The sequence below is a fragment of the Flavobacterium soyae genome (genome assembly GCF_021245985.1).
Taxonomy (GTDB): domain Bacteria; phylum Bacteroidota; class Bacteroidia; order Flavobacteriales; family Flavobacteriaceae; genus Flavobacterium; species Flavobacterium soyae.
Genome location: NZ_JAJQXA010000001.1, coordinates 248,941 through 268,295 on the forward strand (window position 1 = coordinate 248,941; position 19,355 = coordinate 268,295).

Below are 19,355 nucleotides of genomic sequence, written 5' to 3' on the forward strand. Positions count from 1 at the left end.
TAAATGAAAAATTATAAACTATATAGTATTCTTTTTCTCTTTTCAGCTTTTATTTTGAATAGCTGTACAGAAACTTATCCGTTATTAACGAATACTTACGAGGAAGCATTAGTTGTAGAAACTACAATAACAAATGAGCTTAAAATTCAGGAAATAAAACTTACTAAATCTGCGAGATTTGAAGATGAAAAGTATCTTCCTGAAAGCGGAGCTGAAGTTTACATAACCGACAATTCAGGAAACAGATATGATTTTGAAGATCAGTCTGATAAATATGTATCGACCGCAGCGTTTCAGGCCGTACCCGGAACGCAGTATCAATTACATATTAACACGAAAGACGGCAGATCTTTTGAGTCATCTCCGGAAATACTTTCGACCGTGACCCCAATGCAAAGCGTTAAAGCAGCTATAGAAAAAGATAAAGACGATAAAAGAGGAGTCGGCATTAGAGTAAATAGCTTTGATTCCGGCAATAAATCGCATTATTACAGATATGAATATGAAGAGACATACAAAGTTATAGCCCCAAAGTGGGTTCGTACTAAAGCAGTTATCAATGCAAATGGAGCGCTGACTTTTATTGAAAATGATCCTAATACAAGAATTTGTTATGGAAATAAAAAAAACACAAACCTGCTTTTATTAAGTACCACTGATTTAAAAGAAGATCGTGTTGATTATCTGGTTCGGTTTATAAGCGATCAGGATTATATAATCACAACCAGATACAGTATATTGGTAAAACAATATGTCGAAAGTTTAGCAGCATTTAATTATTACAGCACCCTAAAAAAAACATCCGGAAGTGCAAGTATTTTATCTCCAACACAACCCGGAATTGTGTTGGGTAATTTAAAATCTATAAAAAATACAAACGATAAAATTATTGGATATTTTGATGTAGCATCTGTATCAATTGAAAGAATTTATTTTAATTATGCAGATTTATTTCTTGGTGAAGCTCCCCCTCCTTTTTATACGGATTGTCAGGAATTTTGCTATGCTGACTATCCTTTCAGTCCTGATCCATGTACACATTCCGGCGGTTTTTATGACGACTTAATGATGGATAAAATCAGCTATTATTTAAATGGGAGATTCTATTATTGGGTAAATACACCATGCGGAGATTGTACCACAATTGCATCAAATGTAAAACCAACGTTTTGGGTAGATTAAAAAATATAAATTTCAAAAATAAAAAAACAAACTTTCCAGCTTTAGGGCACGAAAAAATTGTTACGAATAAAATCATGAATATGTCCCTCAATAAAATAGTATTAATTCTAATGATCTGTTTTTTTGTAAATGGTTGTACAGAAACATATCCTTTGCTTACAAATACTTATGAAGAAGCAATAGTTGTTGAAGCCAATTTGACAAACGAACTTAAAATTCAACAAATTAAGATAACAAAAACTGCCCGATTTGAAGATAAATCGATTCAGGCAGAAAGCGGTGCTCAGGTAACGGTTAAAGACAATCAAAATAATCAATATCTATTTGAAGAAAACTCGGGAGTATATGTTTCACAAACAGCATTTCAGATTTTACCAAACAGACAATATACTTTAGAAATTAAAACCAAAGACGGAAAAGTATACGAATCAAGTCCGGAAACACTTCCTGCGGTAAGTCCAATTCAAAGCATAGTTCCAACGGTTGTAACAAACAAAGACAATCAAACCGGAGTTCAAATCAATGTTAACAGTTATGATCCTGCCAGAACTTCAAAATATTATCGTTTTGAATATGAGGAAAGCTATAAAATTATAGCACCAAGATGGTCCTTATCTAAATTAGAAGTAACCGGACCTCAATCTGTACAGCTTGTGCCTAACTCATCAAATACCAGAACTTGTTACGCCGAAAAAAATTCAACAGATATTATTTTATTAAATACAAATGATCTGAGCGAGGATCGTGTAAACTTACCAATACGATTTATTGAAGAAGATAATTACATCATCGGTCATCGATATAGTATTTTAGTCAGACAATATGTTGAAAACTTAGCTGCTTATACTTTTCATAAAACAATGAGGGATATAGCTGGTTCAGGTAGTATTTTATCTCCAAAACAACCTGGAGTTCTTTCTGGAAATATAAAATGCATCAGCGATTCTGACACAAAAGTTATTGGCTTTTTTGATGTAACATCAGTTTCAGAACAAAGAATCTTTTTTAATTATAATGATTTATTTCCGGGCAAACCGGCTCCGTATTTTAATACCTGCGAAGACATTCCTTTCCTGTTTTGTTTCGCCGGAGAAGATTGCAGCGGAGAATCTATGATTTATAATGTTGAACAAAATTTAATGACATATTCCTCAAATGCCGGCATAAATTACATTTTAGTAGATGTCGTATGCGGAGACTGTACATCATTTTCATCTAACGTAAAACCTTCATTTTGGATAGACTAAAACACATATTTTTATTGTTTGTATTAATTAATACACAATTAAGCAGCGCACAACAAACAATCGCAGTAGATGAAACTGTTTTCATTCATACAAATGCAGCAACACTTGTTTCTGGTGAAACTTTGCTGTACAAAATCTATTGTTTAAAATCTTCTGATAAAACGCCAAGTAATATTAGCAAAACTGCTTATGTAGAATTGGTTGATGATAGTAAAAAATCAGTTTTTAAAACAAAAATTTCTTTAGAAAATGCAAGCGGTCAGGGCGATTATTTCATTCCTACAACTTTAAAAACAGGAAGCTACAAACTAATTGGCTACACAAACTGGATGCTGAACAAACCGCTTTCTGAGTTATTTCAGTTAAACATTAATATTGTGAATCCTTATAAAGTTGATGAAAAAACTGTTACTGCAAACATTTTAGCAAACGGATCAAATACGTCTGATGAAAATTTAACAACCGAAAATGTTTCAATTAAACTGAATAAAAAAACATTTACAAACCGCGAATTTGTTGACTTAAAAATTCAGTCCTTAAGCAATAATTTCGTAGACGGAATTTATTCACTTTCTGTTCGAAAATTAGACAACATTCCAACCCAAAATCAAATTTCTGCTGTAAAATTTGCTTCAAATACTTCTTATCCTATTGTATTAGACTTGCAAAAGCAAGATCAAAAAATAATCCTGCCAGAACTTAGAGGCGAAATTATTTCGGGAAAAATATCTGCAAAAAATAGTAGTGATCAAATTGAAAATATTTCAGTAGGATTATCTATTCCCGGAAAATCATTTGCTTTTGAAGTTGTAAAAACTGATAGTAACGGAAACTTTATTTTTAATATAAACAAAACATTTTACACGTCTAATATCGTTATTCAGATTATAGATGAAAAAGCAAAAAATTATGATCTTGTAATAAACAATGCGCCAGAGATAGATTACAGTCAAATATCATTCGAGAAAGACTCTAAATTATCCTACACTTTTAAAGAGAGCCTTTTAGAAAGATCAATTTCAAGTCAGGTTGAAAATGCTTATTATCATAAAAAAGTTGATAATATTGAAAAAGCTCCAACATCTGAATCTTTTTATTATCCAATTGCAAAAGAATATGTTTTAGATGATTATACACGCTTTAAAACTCTAAAAGAAACAATAACTGAGGTTGTCGTAGAAGTTTATTCAAAACAAAAAGAGGAAAAATTTTATCTACACGTAAATGATCCAAGTATATTTCCACAGCTTCCAGAATCTGCACTTGTTCTTGTTGACGGATTATATTTAGAGAACCAAAACGATCTTATTACCTACAACATGAAAAATGTATATAAGATTGAAGTTATCGTTGGAAGATATTATGTTGGGGCAAAGTCATTTAATGGTTTAATTAGTTTTACAACTTTTGATAGAGATTTTAAAAGCACTCAAACAGGATCTTCAATCTCAAAACCAATTATTTTAAGACCGCAGCCAAAAAAAATATACAACAAAGTAAAATACGAAAATACTGCTGACAATCAAAGAATTCCTGATTTTAGAAATCAATTATTCTGGAATCCTGATGTTCAGTTAAACCAAGATTCTGAAACTTCATTCTATACTTCTGATCTTTCCGGTACTTTTGAAATAAGACTTGAAGGTTTTACTAAAAGCGGAATTCCGGTTTCTATCAAAGAAAATATTGAAGTTCAAAATACAGTTTCAAATTAATTGAAATAAAAATATTTCTTAGAAATATTCATAACTCACTCAAAACCTGTCTGTTTGCTGACAGGTTTTTTATTTTTTTTAAAAAACAAATTATTTTTGATACAATTTGTAACTTTTTTGGAACTTCATACGTATAACCACTTGTACACTTAAAAATTGAGGAGACAAATAACATGAGACAACTTAAAATCACCAAGCAGGTAACCAATCGTGAAACTGCATCGTTAGATAAATATCTACAAGAAATCGGAAAAGTTGACCTAATTACCGCTGATGAAGAGGTAGAATTAGCACAAAGAATAAAGGCTGGTGATCAAAGAGCTTTAGAAAAATTAACAAAAGCCAACCTACGTTTCGTTGTATCGGTTGCTAAACAATATCAAAATCAAGGATTAACTCTTCCTGATTTAATTAATGAAGGAAACTTAGGTCTTATAAAAGCTGCGCAGCGTTTTGATGAAACTCGTGGTTTCAAATTCATTTCTTATGCTGTATGGTGGATTCGTCAATCGATCCTTCAGGCCCTTGCAGAACAATCACGTATTGTACGTTTACCATTAAACAAAATTGGTTCTATCAATAAAATCAACAAAATGTATGCGTTATTAGAGCAGTCTAACGAGCGTCCGCCTTCTGCTGAAGAAATTGCAAAAGAACTTGACATGACAGTAAATGACGTAAAAGAGTCTATGAAAAACTCTGGTCGTCACTTATCAATGGATGCACCTCTTGTTGAAGGAGAAGATTCTAACCTTTACGACGTTTTACGTTCTGGAGAATCTCCAAACCCAGACAGAGAGTTAATTCACGAATCATTACGTACTGAAATCGAGCGTTCGTTAGAAACATTAACTCCAAGAGAGGCAGATGTTGTTCGTTTGTATTTTGGCCTTGGCGATCAGCACCCAATGACTCTGGAAGAAATTGGAGAAACTTTCGACTTAACCCGTGAGCGTGTTCGTCAGATTAAAGAAAAAGCAATCCGTAGATTAAAACACACTTCAAGAAGTAAAATCCTTAAAACTTATTTAGGATAAATAATATTTGTTTCAGGTTTAAAGTTTCAGGTTGCTTTTTCGTAACTTGAAACTTTAAACCTGAAACCTTTGTAACGCAAACAACAGTTTGATTGACTGTTCGTTTTTTGATTGATGATTGAAACTCCGGCTGATTACCGGAGTTTTTTATTTTATTGGACGTTTTTTTACCGCAAAGTTCACAAAGATTTTTTATATTGATCTTATAATAAAATCACTAAGTACTCAAAGCTTTGCGAACTTCGTATTCTTATAATTAATTTTCTAAATAAAACTTTGTGAACTTTGCGTAAATCTTAGCGCACTCCTATGCGGTTAAATTACAATGTACAGCATAAAAAATTTATCTTTGCAAATAAAAACACACAACTACATAATGAAAAATACACTTATTGCTCCTTCAGTTCTTGCGGCAGATTTTGCCAATTTACAGCGCGATATCGAAATGATTAATAACAGCCAGGCCGATTGGTTTCATATCGATATTATGGATGGAGTTTTTGTTCCGAATATTTCTTTCGGAATGCCGGTTTTAGAAGCTATTTCAAAGCATGCAAAAAAATATATTGATGTACATTTAATGATTATTGATCCGGATCGTTATATTAAAACCTTCGCTGATTTAGGCGCTAATGGTTTAACTGTACATTACGAAGCCTGTACACATTTACACAGAACACTTCAGGCTATTAAAGCCGAAGGAATGAAAGCCGGAGTTGCGATTAATCCTCACACAAATATTGATTTATTAGAAGATGTAATAAACGATATTGACCTGGTTTGTATTATGAGTGTCAATCCAGGTTTTGGCGGGCAGTCGTTTATTGAAAACACTTACGATAAAGTAAAAAAACTAAAAGCTTTAATTACACGCAAAAACGCATCAACTCTTATCGAAATTGACGGCGGTGTAACCAATAAAAACGCAAAACAATTAGTAGAAGCCGGAGCCGATGTTTTAGTTGCCGGAAGCTTTGTTTTTAAAGCCGAAAATCCAATTGAAACAATTGCAGATTTAAAAGTCTTTACTGCTTTTTAGATTTTTCAGATTTGGAAAAAAGTCGATTCCTGTCATTTTTTCTAAAGTTTCAATAGGAACTACGAAATCATAAATTGGTTTGTCGCTGTCTTCATTCGGAACCAAAAAAGCAATTGCTTTATGTTCCTTTCCTGATTTAGCCAAAACAATTTTATAAAAATATTTAGGAACAGAAACTTTTTCTGTTCCTATTTTTTTATCTGACTCTTTCAGGATTCCGCCAGTAACTACATAAATATCATTATATTTTCCAGCCCAATAACGTGTTTTTTGTTCAATTCTATTCCAGATTCCGCTGTTAAAATCATGCCTTTGAGGCGAAATATTAGAGGTATAGAAAGTATCATTATAAGCATCTTCACTAAATTCCATATCGCCGGCAGGACAAAGATGCCCTTTATCATAACCTGATTTTTTATAATTTCTCCAATCTGCAGAACCAGTAGAAACTTTGGGATCTTCAATAAAATACGGACGTTTGTAATTTCCATTTTTTAAGTATTCTTTCTTCAATTCATAAGCGACCCATTCAGCCTGCTCAAACTTTTCATTATAAGAAAGTGTATAATATTTATGTTCTACAATTTGATTTGTGGTCGAAGTTGGCCGATAGGCAGTCGGGTACAGTGAACCGGTACTGCTTTGGTCTGAAACAAATGAATTTTCTGCTTTTACTGCTTCAGCAACAGCTTTATTTTCCTTTTTACAAGAAAGCAGTACTAAACCAATCAGCCCGCAAACTAAAATATTCTTCATAAATTACTTTTATTTTTAAACTTAAAAAAAACGCTTCATAAATATTACTTTAAGAAGCGTTTTTAATAACAAATTAAATGCTTAAAATCTTTAAGATTTTACCAATTTATCTTTTTTCATTTTAGGAGAAACGCCAGCTTTTACTAAAGATTTAGATTGTAAATCATCTAAAACATTTAAAGCCTCTTCAACATAAACATCTTTAGATAATGCCTGGTGCCAAGCTTCTCTTTTCTCTTTTAATGTTACATCGTTATTCATTTCAACCTCTTCATAAGGCAATGATCTAAAAACTAAACTGTTTTTATATTCAGAGATTGGTTTATATTTTTTTCCTTCATTTTCAACTTGTTCCTGAGTTTGTTTAAAACTATTAATATTCAGGCTGTATATGTTTTCTTTATTCTTAATATCGATCCATTTTGCATTATCTTCAATTAATTTAAATTGAGGATTTTGTAAAATTCTGTTTTTACTTTTTTCGATTGCTTTTGTAAAGTTTTCATTAGAAGTCCAGATGTTGTAATCTGCCGGGTCGATTTTATCCCATGGCATTGCATTGTCAATATCACGTTCTCCCATTTTTAGATAAGCATAACGATCTGGCATAACCACATCACTATGAACTCCTTCTAATTGGGTTGAGCCACCGTTAATTCTATAGAATTTTTGACCCGTAATTTTCAAAGCTCCCAAATCTCCATAATTTGCATTACGAACAAATTGGTTCAAATCAAGTACGTTTTGTACTGTTCCTTTACCGTAAGTTTGTTTACTTCCGATAATAACTCCACGTTTGTAATCCTGAATTGCAGCAGCTAAAATCTCAGAAGCCGAAGCAGAGAAACTGTTAACCATAATTACTAATGGTCCGTCCCACTCTATTTTTTTATCTTTATCGTATAAAACTTCTTTCTTTTTACCCGCAGATTTTACCTGAACAATTGGTCCTTCTTCAATAAATAAACCTGCAATATCAACAACTGTAGAAAGAGATCCTCCACCATCATCACGAACGTCAAGAACGATACCGTTTATGTTTTCTTTTTTCAGTCTTTCTACCTCAAGAGCAATATCTTTTCCGGCATCGCGACCGTCTTTATTTTCAAAGTCAATGTAAAATTTAGGCAGGTAAATAACGCCGTATTTCAATCCGTTTTTCTCAACAATACTAGATTTTGCATACGTTTCTTCAATTTCAACAACATCTCTGATAATTGAAATTACTTTAATACTTCCGTCAACTTTTTTAACGGTAAGCTTAACTTCTGTTCCTTTATGACCTTTGATCTTTTTTACAACATCATCAAGACGCATTCCAACCACATCAACTGGTTCTTCATTTCCCTGAGCCACTTTCAAGATTAAATCTCCGGCTTCAAGTTGTTTTCCTTTCCATGCCGGACCGCCGGAAATTAACTCATCAATTTGAGTGAAATCATTTTTCTTCGTTAATCTTGCACCGATTCCTTCTAATTTCCCGCTGATATTTACATCAAAACGATCTTTTTCCTCTGGTGCAAAATAACTTGTATGCGGATCAAAACGAGCCATAATTGAATTCAAATACACTGAAAACCAGTAATCTTTATTCAAATCTTTAATTACACTAAAATTATCATCCAAAGATTTTAATGAACTTTCGCGTGTTTCTTTTTCTAAAGCATCAAAAGATTTTTCCTGATAAGCAGGATCTTTTTTCTTTTTCTCTTCTTCAATTTTTTGCTTTGTTACAAGCGATGAAAGTGTAGACAATTTAATTTGTTTTCTCCATCTTTCATTGATCTCAGTTAAGTTTTTTGCATACGGAAGTTTCTCATAATCTGCATTAAAAGTCTCATCTGTAGTATAGTTAAAAGGCTGTGCTAAAATCGTTTTGTAACGTTTTTTGCTTTCTTCCATTCTCTTCATTAACCTCGTATAAGTCAAATTAAAGAATGTTAAATCTTTATTCAAAAACTGATCGTCCAGCATCAACTCATATTGTTTAAATTCATCAATATCAGACTGCAGGAAAAATCTCTTCGAAGGGTCTAATGCCTCGATATAATCTTTAAAAATACCTTTTGAAAATTCGTCATTAATTTCAGCCGGGCTGTAGTGTCCTTTTTCAATAACAAAAGCCAGTAATTCTAAAAGTGTCTTGTCTTTATTTGGATCCGGATCATCATTCTTATCAGCATTTATTTTAAAAGCAAACAGGGTTAAAGACAAGCATAATACGGCTATAAGTATTTTATAATTTCTTTTCATAAACTTAATAATAGCATTCATCAAATTTTTTAATCTAAGTTACGGTAAAAACTATGCCAACATGCCAAGATCAGTATAATTTTTTGTTAAAGATATAAAAATGTTTGATGCTTAAAAGTCTTATGGAATTTAGTTTACAATTTTTATTTATTTGTTAGTATTCTACCAAAATCTGTTACTACATTTGCCCTAACAAGCTTTTATTTTGACAAATCAAAAATCAAAAACGCAGTATGAAAGAAGAAAAACCTCTAATATTAGTAACGAATGACGATGGAATTCTGGCTCCCGGAATCAGAGCTTTAATAAGCGTTATGGAAACTATTGGCGATGTAGTTGTGGTCGCTCCGGACAAACCTCAAAGCGCAATGGGGCACGCAATTACAATAAATAATACTTTATTTCTTGATAAAATTTCTAAAGATGACGACATAATTACGGAATACAGCTGTTCCGGAACGCCCGTAGACTGCGTAAAACTAGCTGTAAATGAAATTTTAAAACGAAAACCAGATTTGTGTGTTTCGGGAATTAATCACGGATCAAACTCTTCTATAAATGTGATTTATTCAGGAACAATGAGTGCCGCTGTCGAGGCCGGAATTGAAGGAATTCAGGCAATTGGATTTTCTCTTTTGGATTTTGACTGGAATGCCGATTTTGAACCGATTAAATCTTTCGTTAAAAAGATAGCTTTAGAAACATTAAAAAATAAACTTCCGGCCGGAGTGGTTTTAAATGTTAATTTTCCAAAATTGAGCGAAAAAGAAATCAAAGGAATAAAAATCTGCCGTCAGGCGAAAGCTTATTATGCCCAGAAATTTGACAAAAGACAAACTCCTTTTGGGAAAGATTATTACTGGTTAACGGGCAAATTTACCAATGAAGACAATGGCGAAGATACTGATGAATGGGCGCTTGAAAACGGATATATTTCGGTAGTTCCTGTTCAGTTCGACTTAACGGCACATCATACAATGCAGCAACTTAACACTTGGAAATTAAATGGATAAAAAAGAACTCGTAATCGGATTTATTGTTGGAATTTTTACTTCGCTTCTTGGAAGTTATTTGTTTATCAAATTTTTTACAAAATTTGATCTTCCAGCCGGAATTCAAACCATTAGAGAAATGGGATATTTAGGAAAAGTTATTACAATTGGGGCTGTTTTAGATCTTCCTGTTTTTTTAATTCTTTTAAAGAGAAACAAAGAAATGATGGCCAGAGGCGTGATTTTTGCCGTGATTGTTTTAGCAATTTCGACCATAATTATTTAAATCCTATCTTTGTGCTGCAATAAAAATTCGTTGATATGAAATATTACATAATAGCTGGCGAAGCTTCCGGAGATTTACACGGTTCTAATTTAATGAAAGCCTTATACGAGGAAGACCCTCAGGCCGATATTAGATTTTGGGGCGGTGATTTAATGCAAAAAGCCGGCGGAACATTGGTAAAACATTATCGCGAATTGGCTTTTATGGGATTTGTTGAAGTGGTTTTTAACTTAAAAACTATTTTAAACAACATCAAATTCTGTAAAAAAGATATCTCTGAATTTAAACCCGATGTTTTAATTTTTATTGATTATCCGGGTTTTAATATGCGTATTGCAAAATGGGCTAAAGAACTGAACTACAAAACACATTATTATATTTCTCCGCAAATTTGGGCCTGGAAGGAAAATCGTATCAATGCTATTAAACAAGACGTTGACAGAATGTTTGTGATTTTGCCTTTTGAAAAAAGCTTTTACGAAGACAAACATCATTTTCCTGTAGATTTTGTTGGACATCCTTTGATTGATGCTATTCAAAATCAGCCTGTTTTTAATGAAACCGCTTTTAGAGAAGAAAACAAGTTAGGAGAAAAACCAATTATTGCTGTTTTACCGGGAAGCCGTAAACAGGAAATTACCAAAATGCTGAGTGTTATGCTGAGCGTTGTTGATGATTTTCAGGATTATGAATTTGTTATTGCGGGTGCGCCAAGTCAGGATTATGAGTTTTACCAGCAGTTTATTAAAAACAAAAACATCGCATTTGTTTCGAATAAAACGTATGATTTATTGCGTTCTTCAACTGCGGCATTAGTTACCTCTGGAACTGCAACTTTAGAAACGGCTCTTTTTAAAGTTCCCGAAGTGGTTTGTTATAAAGGAAGTGCAATCTCTTATCAAATTGCCAAACGAATTATTACTTTAAAATATATTTCGCTTGTCAATTTAATTATGGATCAGGAAGTTGTAACTGAATTGATTCAAAATGAATGTAATACCAAAAGAATCAAAGAAGAATTGAATAAATTACTTGAACCTTCTCACCGCGAAAAACTGCTGAAAAATTATGATATTTTAGAGCAAAAGCTAGGCGGCGTTGGCGCAAGCAAAAAAACAGCCAAACTTATTGCTGCCGATTTAAAATCTTAAACTTTTCTGTTTTGAAAAAAATACTCATTTTCTTTCTTTTATCAATCGTATTGGTTTCTTGTAAATCGACTTCGACTGCTGTGAGCAAAAGTGAATCGAAAAAAGAAAACAGATCTATTGTAAAAAATTTAATTGAAACTGCAACAGATAATATCGGTGTTAAATACAAAGCGGGCGGAACTAGTAAAAGCGGTTTTGACTGCTCTGGATTAGTTTATACAACTTTTGAATCTGAAAATATAAAACTGCCAAGAAGTTCTTTTGAACAGGCAAAAATTGGAAAAGTAATTCCGCTGAATGATGCCAAAAAAGGCGATTTGATTTTCTTTAAAACGAATAAAAGTAAGCAGATCAATCATGTTGGCCTTATTACCGAGGTAAATTCAGATGAAATTAAATTTGTACATTCTTCTACTTCAAAAGGCGTTATCATTTCTTCTACAAAAGAAGCTTATTACAAAAACTCGTTCGAACAAATTAACCGCGTAATCGAATAAACAAAATATATTTATTTTCTTACAAATTTTTAATACTTTTAAGCCATGAAAGTATTAGATTTTCCTTTAGCTAAAATTACAATTAGTTTTCTTTTTGGCATTTTAGTTTCTTATTATTGTCTGCCTTCAATTCAAGTTTCATTTATTTCTCTTGGAATTTGTACTGTATTATTTTGCATTAGTTTTTTCCTTTCGAAGAAAAACAAAAAGAATAATCTAATTTTCGGAATAAGCAGTGCTTTTATTTCGCTTTCAACAGGAATCTGTGTTTTGCTTATCCATACCGATACTTTTGATAAAACTAATTACACACATTCCAAAACAGCTTTTGAAAAGCCTCAATTTATAACTTTTACGTTACGGGAAAAACTCAAAAGCAACGATTACAACGATCGTTATGTCGGACTTATAAATACTATTAACAACAAGATTTATTCAGGTAAAATCATTGTCAATATTCAAAAAGACAGTACTCAAAATCCATTGATAATTGGGAATATAATTAAAGTAAAAACTGCTTTACAAAGAACATCTTCGAGTAAAAACCCAAATCAATTTGACTATGCTAAATACTTAGCAGACAAACAGATTTACGCACAGGTTTATTGCAAAAAATCAGAAATTAAAATTAGTCAAACTATCAAAAAAGACATTTGGTATTACTCCGGCCGGCTCCATGCCACTATTTTAAAAAATCTGGAAAGCGCTCATTTTAATAAAGATGAAATGAATGTGGCGCTGGCTCTTATTTTGGGACAGCAGCAGGAAATTTCAGCCGATATTATAAAGGATTATCAATATTCCGGAGCAACGCATGTTCTTTCGGTTTCAGGGCTGCACGTTGGCTTTATAATGCTTTTTATCATGTTTGTTTTAAAACCAGTTCCCAATACGCGAAAAGGTTCTGCCATTAAATTGTTTTCTATTTTAATTTCATTGGCAGGTTTTGCGGTTATATCTGGTTTATCTCCATCGGTTTTGCGTTCGGTTGTCATGTTTTCTTTTGTTGCCATTGGAAATCATCTCCGCAGAAGCGGAAACATATATCATACACTATTAGTTTCTATTTTGTTGATCTTGCTTTTTGAACCTTATTTCTTATTTGATGTTGGTTTTCAGTTAAGTTATTTAGCGTTGTTTTTTATAGTTTGGCTGCAGCCGATACTGAAGAAAATCTGGTCTCCAAAAAACAAAATCTCAATTTATATCTGGGATGCCTTAACGGTTTCATTTGCTGCACAAATTGGTACTTTACCTTTGTGTCTTTATTATTTCCACCAATTTCCCGGATTATTTTTTGTTACCAATATTATAATTCTTCCTGTTTTATCTTTTATAATGATTGCCGGAATAATCGTTATGATTTTTGCAGTCTTTAAAAGTCCACCCGAAATATTAGTGTACCTTTTTGAAAAAAGTATTTTTATTTTAAACCAAATGATTCATTATGTAGCATCGTTTGAATCTTTTGTAATTCAGGATATCAGTTTTAATTTTTATTATTTGGTTACGCTTTACTTCGTAATAATCAGTGCGATAATTTGGTCAAAGAAACCTAGCTACAGCAAACTTATTGCTGTATTTGTATCAATAATTCTATTACAGCTTTCTTTTATTTACACTAAAAAAGAAACCGCAGATCAAAAAGAATTAATTGTTTATAATACCAAAAAAAGTACATTAATCTCAAAAAGATTCGGCAGCAATATCACACTTTTTACAAACGATACAACTGGGGACAAAAGCTCAAAAAACAATGCTTTTAATTCTTATTTAGTTGGCAATTTTAGTGTTTTAAATAAATCGCAGCAAATCAGGAATGTCTTGTTTTTTAATGGAAAGAAAATCTCAATAATTGACAGCACCGGAGTTTATGAAAATAAAATTCAGCCTGATATTTTGATTTTGACGCAGTCACCTAAAATAAACATGGATAGAATTTTAATCGAACTACGTCCAAAAATTATTATTGCAGATGGCACAAATACTTATGCCATTCAAAAAAAGTGGAAATTGAGCTGCGAGAAAAAAAATATCCCTTTTCATGCTACTGCCGAAAAGGGATTTTATAGATTAAACTAATCTTTCTTTATTCTGGATTTAAAATCAAATTAGAATCAGTAATAAAAGCTTTCACACCATTTGAACTATACGGCAGCCTTCCTAATAAGCTAAAAGCAGTTTTACCATTTCCAATTGAACCTTTCGCATAACAAACCTCTGGCAGACCTGCAACGCCAAAGGCATTTTTTAATTTAATGTTTTGTTCTCTGACTTCACTTGATATTCCTGTATCAGACAAATCAAGTTTTACTAAAATAACATTCCTGCGCGACCATTTTTCAAAATCTAATGTTTTAAACACCTCATTTTGTAGATTTTCCGGGGCATTTGCAGCAGTAAATAAGATCAAAAGCGGTTTTCTTTCCTCATTACTTAAGGTAATTGCATCAACCATATCAGTTTTCCATTCTAAACTTTGGGATTTTGCTAAGAATGTTACTAAAAAAAATAGTAGAATAAGTAGTTTTCGGGTCATAATTATAGGTTTTGGGCTTGTTAATAAAACTAAATTAATACAAAACCTACTGCCAACAATCTTCATTAAAACAAATAGTTATAAAAAAAATGCATTAAAATGAATTTAATTATTTAAGATTATTTATTTGAAAAAAACGGAAAATTTGCGGCCTTAAAATATTAAATGTATAATCTACATTTTAACTTGTTTAAAAAAAAAATATCCCTTTTCAACTATCTTGAAAAGGGATTCTACAAATTAAACTAAGAAACTTAATTTAAATTTATTACTCACTTGGATGCAGAATATTATTTGATTCTGCAATCCATGCTTTTGCTCCTCCTGGTTTGTATGCAATTTTTCCCAGAGCGCTAAAAGTTGTTTTGTTTTTTCTTATCGAAGCCATTGCATAACATACTTGCGGCAGATCATCAACTCCAAATGCATTTTTTAATTTAATGTTCTGTTCTTTATCTCCATCTGAAGCTGTAGCGTCTGACAAATCTAATTTTACAAGAATTACATTATCACGCGACCAAACTGCAAAGTCCGGGGTTTTAAATACTTCATTTTGAAGATTTTCTGGTACACCTGAGGCAGTGAACAAAATTAACATGGGTTTTCTTTCTTCATTACTAATTGCAATTGCATCAGTCATGTTTGTTCGCCATGCAAGAGTTTGCGCCTGCATGAAAAATGAACCTAAAAAAAACAGTAGGATAAGTAATTTTTTAGTCATATTATATCGGTTTTGGTTAGTATAGCATGACGAAATTAACACAATATTTTAATTATCCAAATTATATTATACCAAAAATTACATTATATGTTTTTTTATTTATAAATAAATATTGAAATAATAATTTAGCCTTAACAAATGAAAATCTTTTCTTACTAAACAAAAAAACTCCTTACATAACTGTAAGGAGTTTTATATATAACTTTTTGATTTAAAAATTAAATTTTTCTACGATTTTTTAGGATGAACAATTCCTTCTGCAACTGTTAACCAAGCCGATGGACCTCCGGCAACATACCCTGTTTTACCAAGGCCTGTAAAATTAACTTTCCCATCTTTTGTTTGTGCGTTTGTAAAAAACACAGTTGGAAATCCCTGTATCCCAAAAGCCTGCTGCAATTCATTATTTTGATTTTTAAGCTCCGGAGTCTGCGGAACGCTTCTTGGATAATCTAATTCGACTAAAACAACATTATCAGCAGCCCATTTTTTAAATTCTGCAGTTTTTAAAACTTCGTTCTGCAAACGAATACACCATCCGCACCAGTCACTTCCTGTAAAAAACATCAGCATTGGCTTTTGTTCTTTATTACTTATCGTAATTGCTTCTTTAACATCAGTATACCATTTTAGTTCCTGAGCCTGGCTGGCAAATGCCCCAGCTATAAAAAAGGCTATTAATAATATTCTTTTCATAACGTATTATTTTTCGCAAATTTAAACAAAAAATGAATTGAAAAACATCTATTTATTTTACTTCTTGCATTAACCTTCTAATTAATGGAGTCAAAACAATCAATACAATACCCGCAATAAGCGAATATACAGCTAATTGATAGTATCCATCTGTATAAGCAATAAGCTTAGACATTAATGTTGTACCTGTATTTGCATCAGATATTTCGGCTCCTAATTTTCCGGCAGCAAATTGCCCGAAAGCACTTGAAAGAAACCATAATCCCATCATCATTCCAAACAAACGTTTAGGCGATAATTTTGTAATTACCGACATTCCGATCGGGCCGATACACAATTCTCCAAGTGTATATACAAGATATCCTAAAGCAAAAACATCCAAAGAACTTAATCCATCTTCATTTACAAAAAATCTTGCACAGTAAAAAATAAAGAATCCTGCAGCCAGCAAAATAAATGACAATCCGAATTTAATAACGGTATTAGGCTCAATTTTTCGCTTGTACATGAATATCCATAACAATCCTACCAATGGACTAAAAATAACAACATACAATGAGTTAATACTATTATTTACCACATTTGGATCAATGTAAAAAAACAACATTTTGTTAGACAAATTATCTTTTGCAAACAAAGACAAGGATCCTCCTGATTGTTCTGAAATTGCCATAAACATAAAATATCCAAAAATAAATACAAATGCAGCCAAAAGTTTTCGCTGTTGTTTTCCATCCTTTAACATTATCAGTTCATATGCAAAATATCCTACTGCAACTATTCCCATAGTGTACATGAAATACTCTGTAAAATCTGAGTTGATAACCATTATATATACTAATGGAACAACGACAAAAGACCCCACATAAACTGCAATTTCATATAAATTACGTTTTTTAGGCGCATGATTTTCTAACGGAGAATTTCCAATTGGCGCTAAATGTTTTTTCGTTAGAAGAAAAGTTATGACACCAATAATCATAACGATTGCCGCTGAAAGAAAACAAAGGCTCCATGAATAGTTCTTTCCTAAGTAAATAGGAATTGCACCGCCAAGCATTCCGCCAATATTAATTCCTGCGTAAAACAACCCGTAACCTGCGTCACGACGACCGTCATTTTCATGATACAACTCTCCTACCATTGACGAAACATTCGGCTTAAAAAAACCTGTTCCAATAATAGAAAGTGTTATGCCGTAATAAAAGAAATCATGCGGAGAAGCCGCAATCAGCAAATTCCCCAAAATCATTACGATTCCTCCAAAAAAAAGTGATTTTTTAAATCCTAAAATTTTATCGGCAAAAATACCTCCAATAAAAGTAAACGCATAAACAAAAGCCTGAATCGCTCCGTATTGTAAATTTGCTTTTCCTTCCAGTAAACCTAATTGATCTACCATAAAAAAAGCTAAAACCCCTCTCATTCCGTAGAAACAAAAACGTTCCCACATTTCAACCAAAAACAAGTACCACAATTGTTTTGGGTACTTGCCTTTAAAATTTTGAATTTCCTCTAAAGTGATTTTATGCTCCATACTATCTTACTCCGTGCATCATTTTTTTCAACAATGGAGTCAAAGCAAATAATACAATTGCCGCGATACCTGTAAGAACAACAAATACCATAAAGAACTCATATAAATTATGAATCTCAAATCCAGCAAAAATAGGGTTTTGAGCACTAATTTGATGTTTATCTAATAATGCTAACTGCTCAGCAGTTGGCGTAATTGTTTTATCTAAAACCGCCTGAAGATCAATACCTAGTTCTTTTGCTTTTGCAAATTTATCTCCGGTTGCAGGTAAAATAGAACCTAAAGTTCCTCCTAATGCATAACCTGATGCGTTTGATAAGAAAAACACTCCGTACAATAACGAAGCAAAACGTTTTGGAGACAATTTACCAACTAAAGACAAACCAATTGGAGATAAACACAACTCAGCACATGTATTTAAGAAATATAATAAAATTAACCATTTTACAAGTAATAATCCTGAAGTTCCTAAGAATGATACCTGAGTAGCAATCATAAAGAAACTTATTGAAATAATTACTAATCCGGCAGCTAATTTTACCGGCGAAATTGGTTCTTTATCTCTTGCTCTTAAGAAATCCCAAAGAACACTAAAAGGAACTGCCATTACTACAACAAAAAGTCCATTAAAAATCTGAACCATCGATGGCGGCATCAGCCAGCCAAAGAAATGTCTGTCGGTTTGATTATCAGCAATAAAAGTCAATGAAGAACCCGCTTGTTCAAACGCTGCCCAGAAGAAAACGATAAAAAACGAAACGATATAAATTACAATAATTCTGTCTCTTTCAATTTTAGTTAATGATGTATCAGAAATAATTAATCCGGCTAATGCCAAACCGCTGGAATAAATCAAAGTGTAAATTAAATTCTGACCTACTGCATAATGAAAAAAGAATCCTAAAGCGATAAATGCAGCTCCTGCAATTACTAATGATTTAGAAGAGAAATTTGCTTTTTGTGCTTCTCCTTCTTCAAAATCTTCTGCTACATTTTTAGAAGGCAAACCTCCCAATGGTCTTCCTTCTGGAGAAACCACATATTTGTTTTTCAAGAAATAGAAAAGAACAGTTCCAATAAGCATCGCTCCTGAAGCCGCCATGAACCCCCATCTAAAAGCATGAATATCCCTAACTCCTCCTGCATCTTTTACATCTCCTAATAAAGGACAAATAGACTGCCCTAAGAAAGCTCCCATGTTAATTCCCATATAGAAAATAGTGAAAGCTGTATCTAGTTTAGTTTTTTCCTGTTTTGGATACAAACTTCCAACCATACTAGAAATATTTGGTTTGAAAAATCCGTTACCAAAAACAATTACGCCTAAACCACAGTACATAATAGCTTTAGCCATTTCTAAATTAGATTCAAAAACACTTCCGCTGGTAAACAATAACATTTGACCAATTGCCATTAATAATCCGCCTAACAGGATACAGTTTCTGTTTCCTAAAAAACGGTCGGCAATAAAACCTCCTAACATTGGAGTTAAATAACAAAGTCCAAGGAAACCTCCATAAATTAAAGACGCTTCTTCTTCCTTCATTAATAATGAATTCACAAGAAATAAAGTTAATAAAGCTCGCATTCCATAAAAATTGAATCTCTCCCACATCTCCGTTCCAAACAATACCCAAAGTCCTTTTGGATGCGCAGTTTTTACTTGAGTTTCTCCCATATTATTCATTAATTATTTAGGTTAATATA

Annotated in this window: 17 protein-coding genes; 10 read left to right on the top strand and 7 right to left on the bottom strand. The window is 32.4% G+C overall.

Annotated features, from left to right (window positions below):
* Positions 1–3: 3 nt before the first annotated feature.
* The 5 genes from LUU93_RS01055 to rpe all read left to right on the top strand — a co-directional run bounded on the left by LUU93_RS01055 (position 4) and on the right by rpe (position 6,220).
* The gene (locus tag LUU93_RS01055) at positions 4–1,182 is read left to right on the top strand and encodes a DUF4249 domain-containing protein (RefSeq protein ID WP_232676836.1); all 1,179 of its coding nucleotides are present in this window, start codon (positions 4–6) and stop codon (positions 1,180–1,182) included.
* Between the two features lie 110 nt (positions 1,183–1,292).
* Positions 1,293–2,429, top strand: coding sequence for a DUF4249 domain-containing protein (locus tag LUU93_RS01060; protein WP_232676845.1), 1,137 nt, complete (start codon positions 1,293–1,295; stop codon positions 2,427–2,429).
* A gap of 14 nt (positions 2,430–2,443) precedes the next feature.
* The gene (locus tag LUU93_RS01065) at positions 2,444–4,144 is read left to right on the top strand and encodes a hypothetical protein (protein WP_232676847.1); all 1,701 of its coding nucleotides are present in this window, start codon (positions 2,444–2,446) and stop codon (positions 4,142–4,144) included.
* A gap of 173 nt (positions 4,145–4,317) precedes the next feature.
* Positions 4,318–5,181: a sigma-70 family RNA polymerase sigma factor gene (locus tag LUU93_RS01070; protein ID WP_007804760.1), complete on the top strand. Its 864-nt coding sequence runs from the start codon at positions 4,318–4,320 to the stop codon at positions 5,179–5,181.
* Positions 5,182–5,557: 376 nt separating this feature from the next.
* A complete protein-coding gene (gene rpe / locus LUU93_RS01075; RefSeq protein WP_232676857.1) occupies positions 5,558–6,220 on the top strand; it encodes a ribulose-phosphate 3-epimerase in 663 nt (220 codons plus the stop codon).
* Here the strand turns inward: rpe and LUU93_RS01080 are convergent.
* Both LUU93_RS01080 and LUU93_RS01085 read right to left on the bottom strand, forming a co-directional pair.
* The gene (locus LUU93_RS01080; RefSeq protein ID WP_232676866.1) at positions 6,197–6,976 is read right to left on the bottom strand and encodes a DNA/RNA non-specific endonuclease; all 780 of its coding nucleotides are present in this window, start codon (positions 6,974–6,976) and stop codon (positions 6,197–6,199) included. The genes rpe and LUU93_RS01080 overlap by 24 nt on opposite strands.
* 90 nt (positions 6,977–7,066) lie before the next feature.
* Positions 7,067–9,250: a carboxy terminal-processing peptidase gene (locus LUU93_RS01085; protein WP_232676876.1), complete on the bottom strand. Its 2,184-nt coding sequence runs from the start codon at positions 9,248–9,250 to the stop codon at positions 7,067–7,069.
* Positions 9,251–9,462: 212 nt separating this feature from the next.
* Here LUU93_RS01085 and surE point away from each other — a divergent pair, with 212 nt between their 5' ends.
* Genes surE through LUU93_RS01110 form a run of 5 tightly spaced genes read left to right on the top strand, consistent with a single transcriptional unit; the run spans position 9,463 to position 14,237 of the window.
* The gene (surE, locus tag LUU93_RS01090) at positions 9,463–10,242 is read left to right on the top strand and encodes a 5'/3'-nucleotidase SurE (protein WP_232676887.1); all 780 of its coding nucleotides are present in this window, start codon (positions 9,463–9,465) and stop codon (positions 10,240–10,242) included.
* Positions 10,235–10,507: a hypothetical protein gene (locus LUU93_RS01095; RefSeq protein ID WP_232676889.1), complete on the top strand. Its 273-nt coding sequence runs from the start codon at positions 10,235–10,237 to the stop codon at positions 10,505–10,507. The genes surE and LUU93_RS01095 overlap by 8 nt, the downstream gene beginning before the upstream one ends.
* 35 nt (positions 10,508–10,542) lie before the next feature.
* Positions 10,543–11,658 carry a lipid-A-disaccharide synthase gene (lpxB, locus tag LUU93_RS01100; RefSeq protein WP_232676899.1) on the top strand — a complete coding sequence of 372 codons (1,116 nt, stop codon included), beginning with the start codon at positions 10,543–10,545 and terminating at the stop codon, positions 11,656–11,658.
* Positions 11,659–11,669: 11 nt separating this feature from the next.
* Positions 11,670–12,155, top strand: coding sequence for a C40 family peptidase (locus LUU93_RS01105; RefSeq protein ID WP_232676908.1), 486 nt, complete (start codon positions 11,670–11,672; stop codon positions 12,153–12,155).
* Positions 12,156–12,200: 45 nt separating this feature from the next.
* Entirely contained in the window at positions 12,201–14,237 is a 2,037-nt protein-coding gene (locus LUU93_RS01110; protein WP_232676936.1) for a ComEC/Rec2 family competence protein, read from the top strand.
* 7 nt (positions 14,238–14,244) lie between these two features.
* Here the strand turns inward: LUU93_RS01110 and LUU93_RS01115 are convergent, their stop codons facing one another.
* From LUU93_RS01115 to LUU93_RS01135, 5 genes are all read right to left on the bottom strand, one after another.
* Complete coding sequence (locus LUU93_RS01115) at positions 14,245–14,694, bottom strand: thioredoxin family protein (protein ID WP_232676949.1); 450 nt, start codon at positions 14,692–14,694, stop codon at positions 14,245–14,247.
* Positions 14,695–14,962: 268 nt separating this feature from the next.
* On the bottom strand, positions 14,963–15,415 hold the full coding sequence (locus tag LUU93_RS01120) for a thioredoxin domain-containing protein (RefSeq protein WP_232676951.1): 453 nt from the start codon (positions 15,413–15,415) through the stop codon (positions 14,963–14,965).
* A gap of 228 nt (positions 15,416–15,643) precedes the next feature.
* Positions 15,644–16,111: a thioredoxin family protein gene (locus tag LUU93_RS01125; protein ID WP_232676965.1), complete on the bottom strand. Its 468-nt coding sequence runs from the start codon at positions 16,109–16,111 to the stop codon at positions 15,644–15,646.
* A gap of 52 nt (positions 16,112–16,163) precedes the next feature.
* Positions 16,164–17,648 (bottom strand): peptide MFS transporter, encoded by a 1,485-nt coding sequence (locus tag LUU93_RS01130; protein WP_232676976.1) that lies wholly within the window; start codon positions 17,646–17,648, stop codon positions 16,164–16,166.
* 1 nt (position 17,649) lies between these two features.
* A complete protein-coding gene (locus tag LUU93_RS01135) occupies positions 17,650–19,326 on the bottom strand; it encodes a peptide MFS transporter (RefSeq protein WP_232676989.1) in 1,677 nt (558 codons plus the stop codon).
* Between the last annotated feature and the right edge of the window lie 29 nt (positions 19,327–19,355).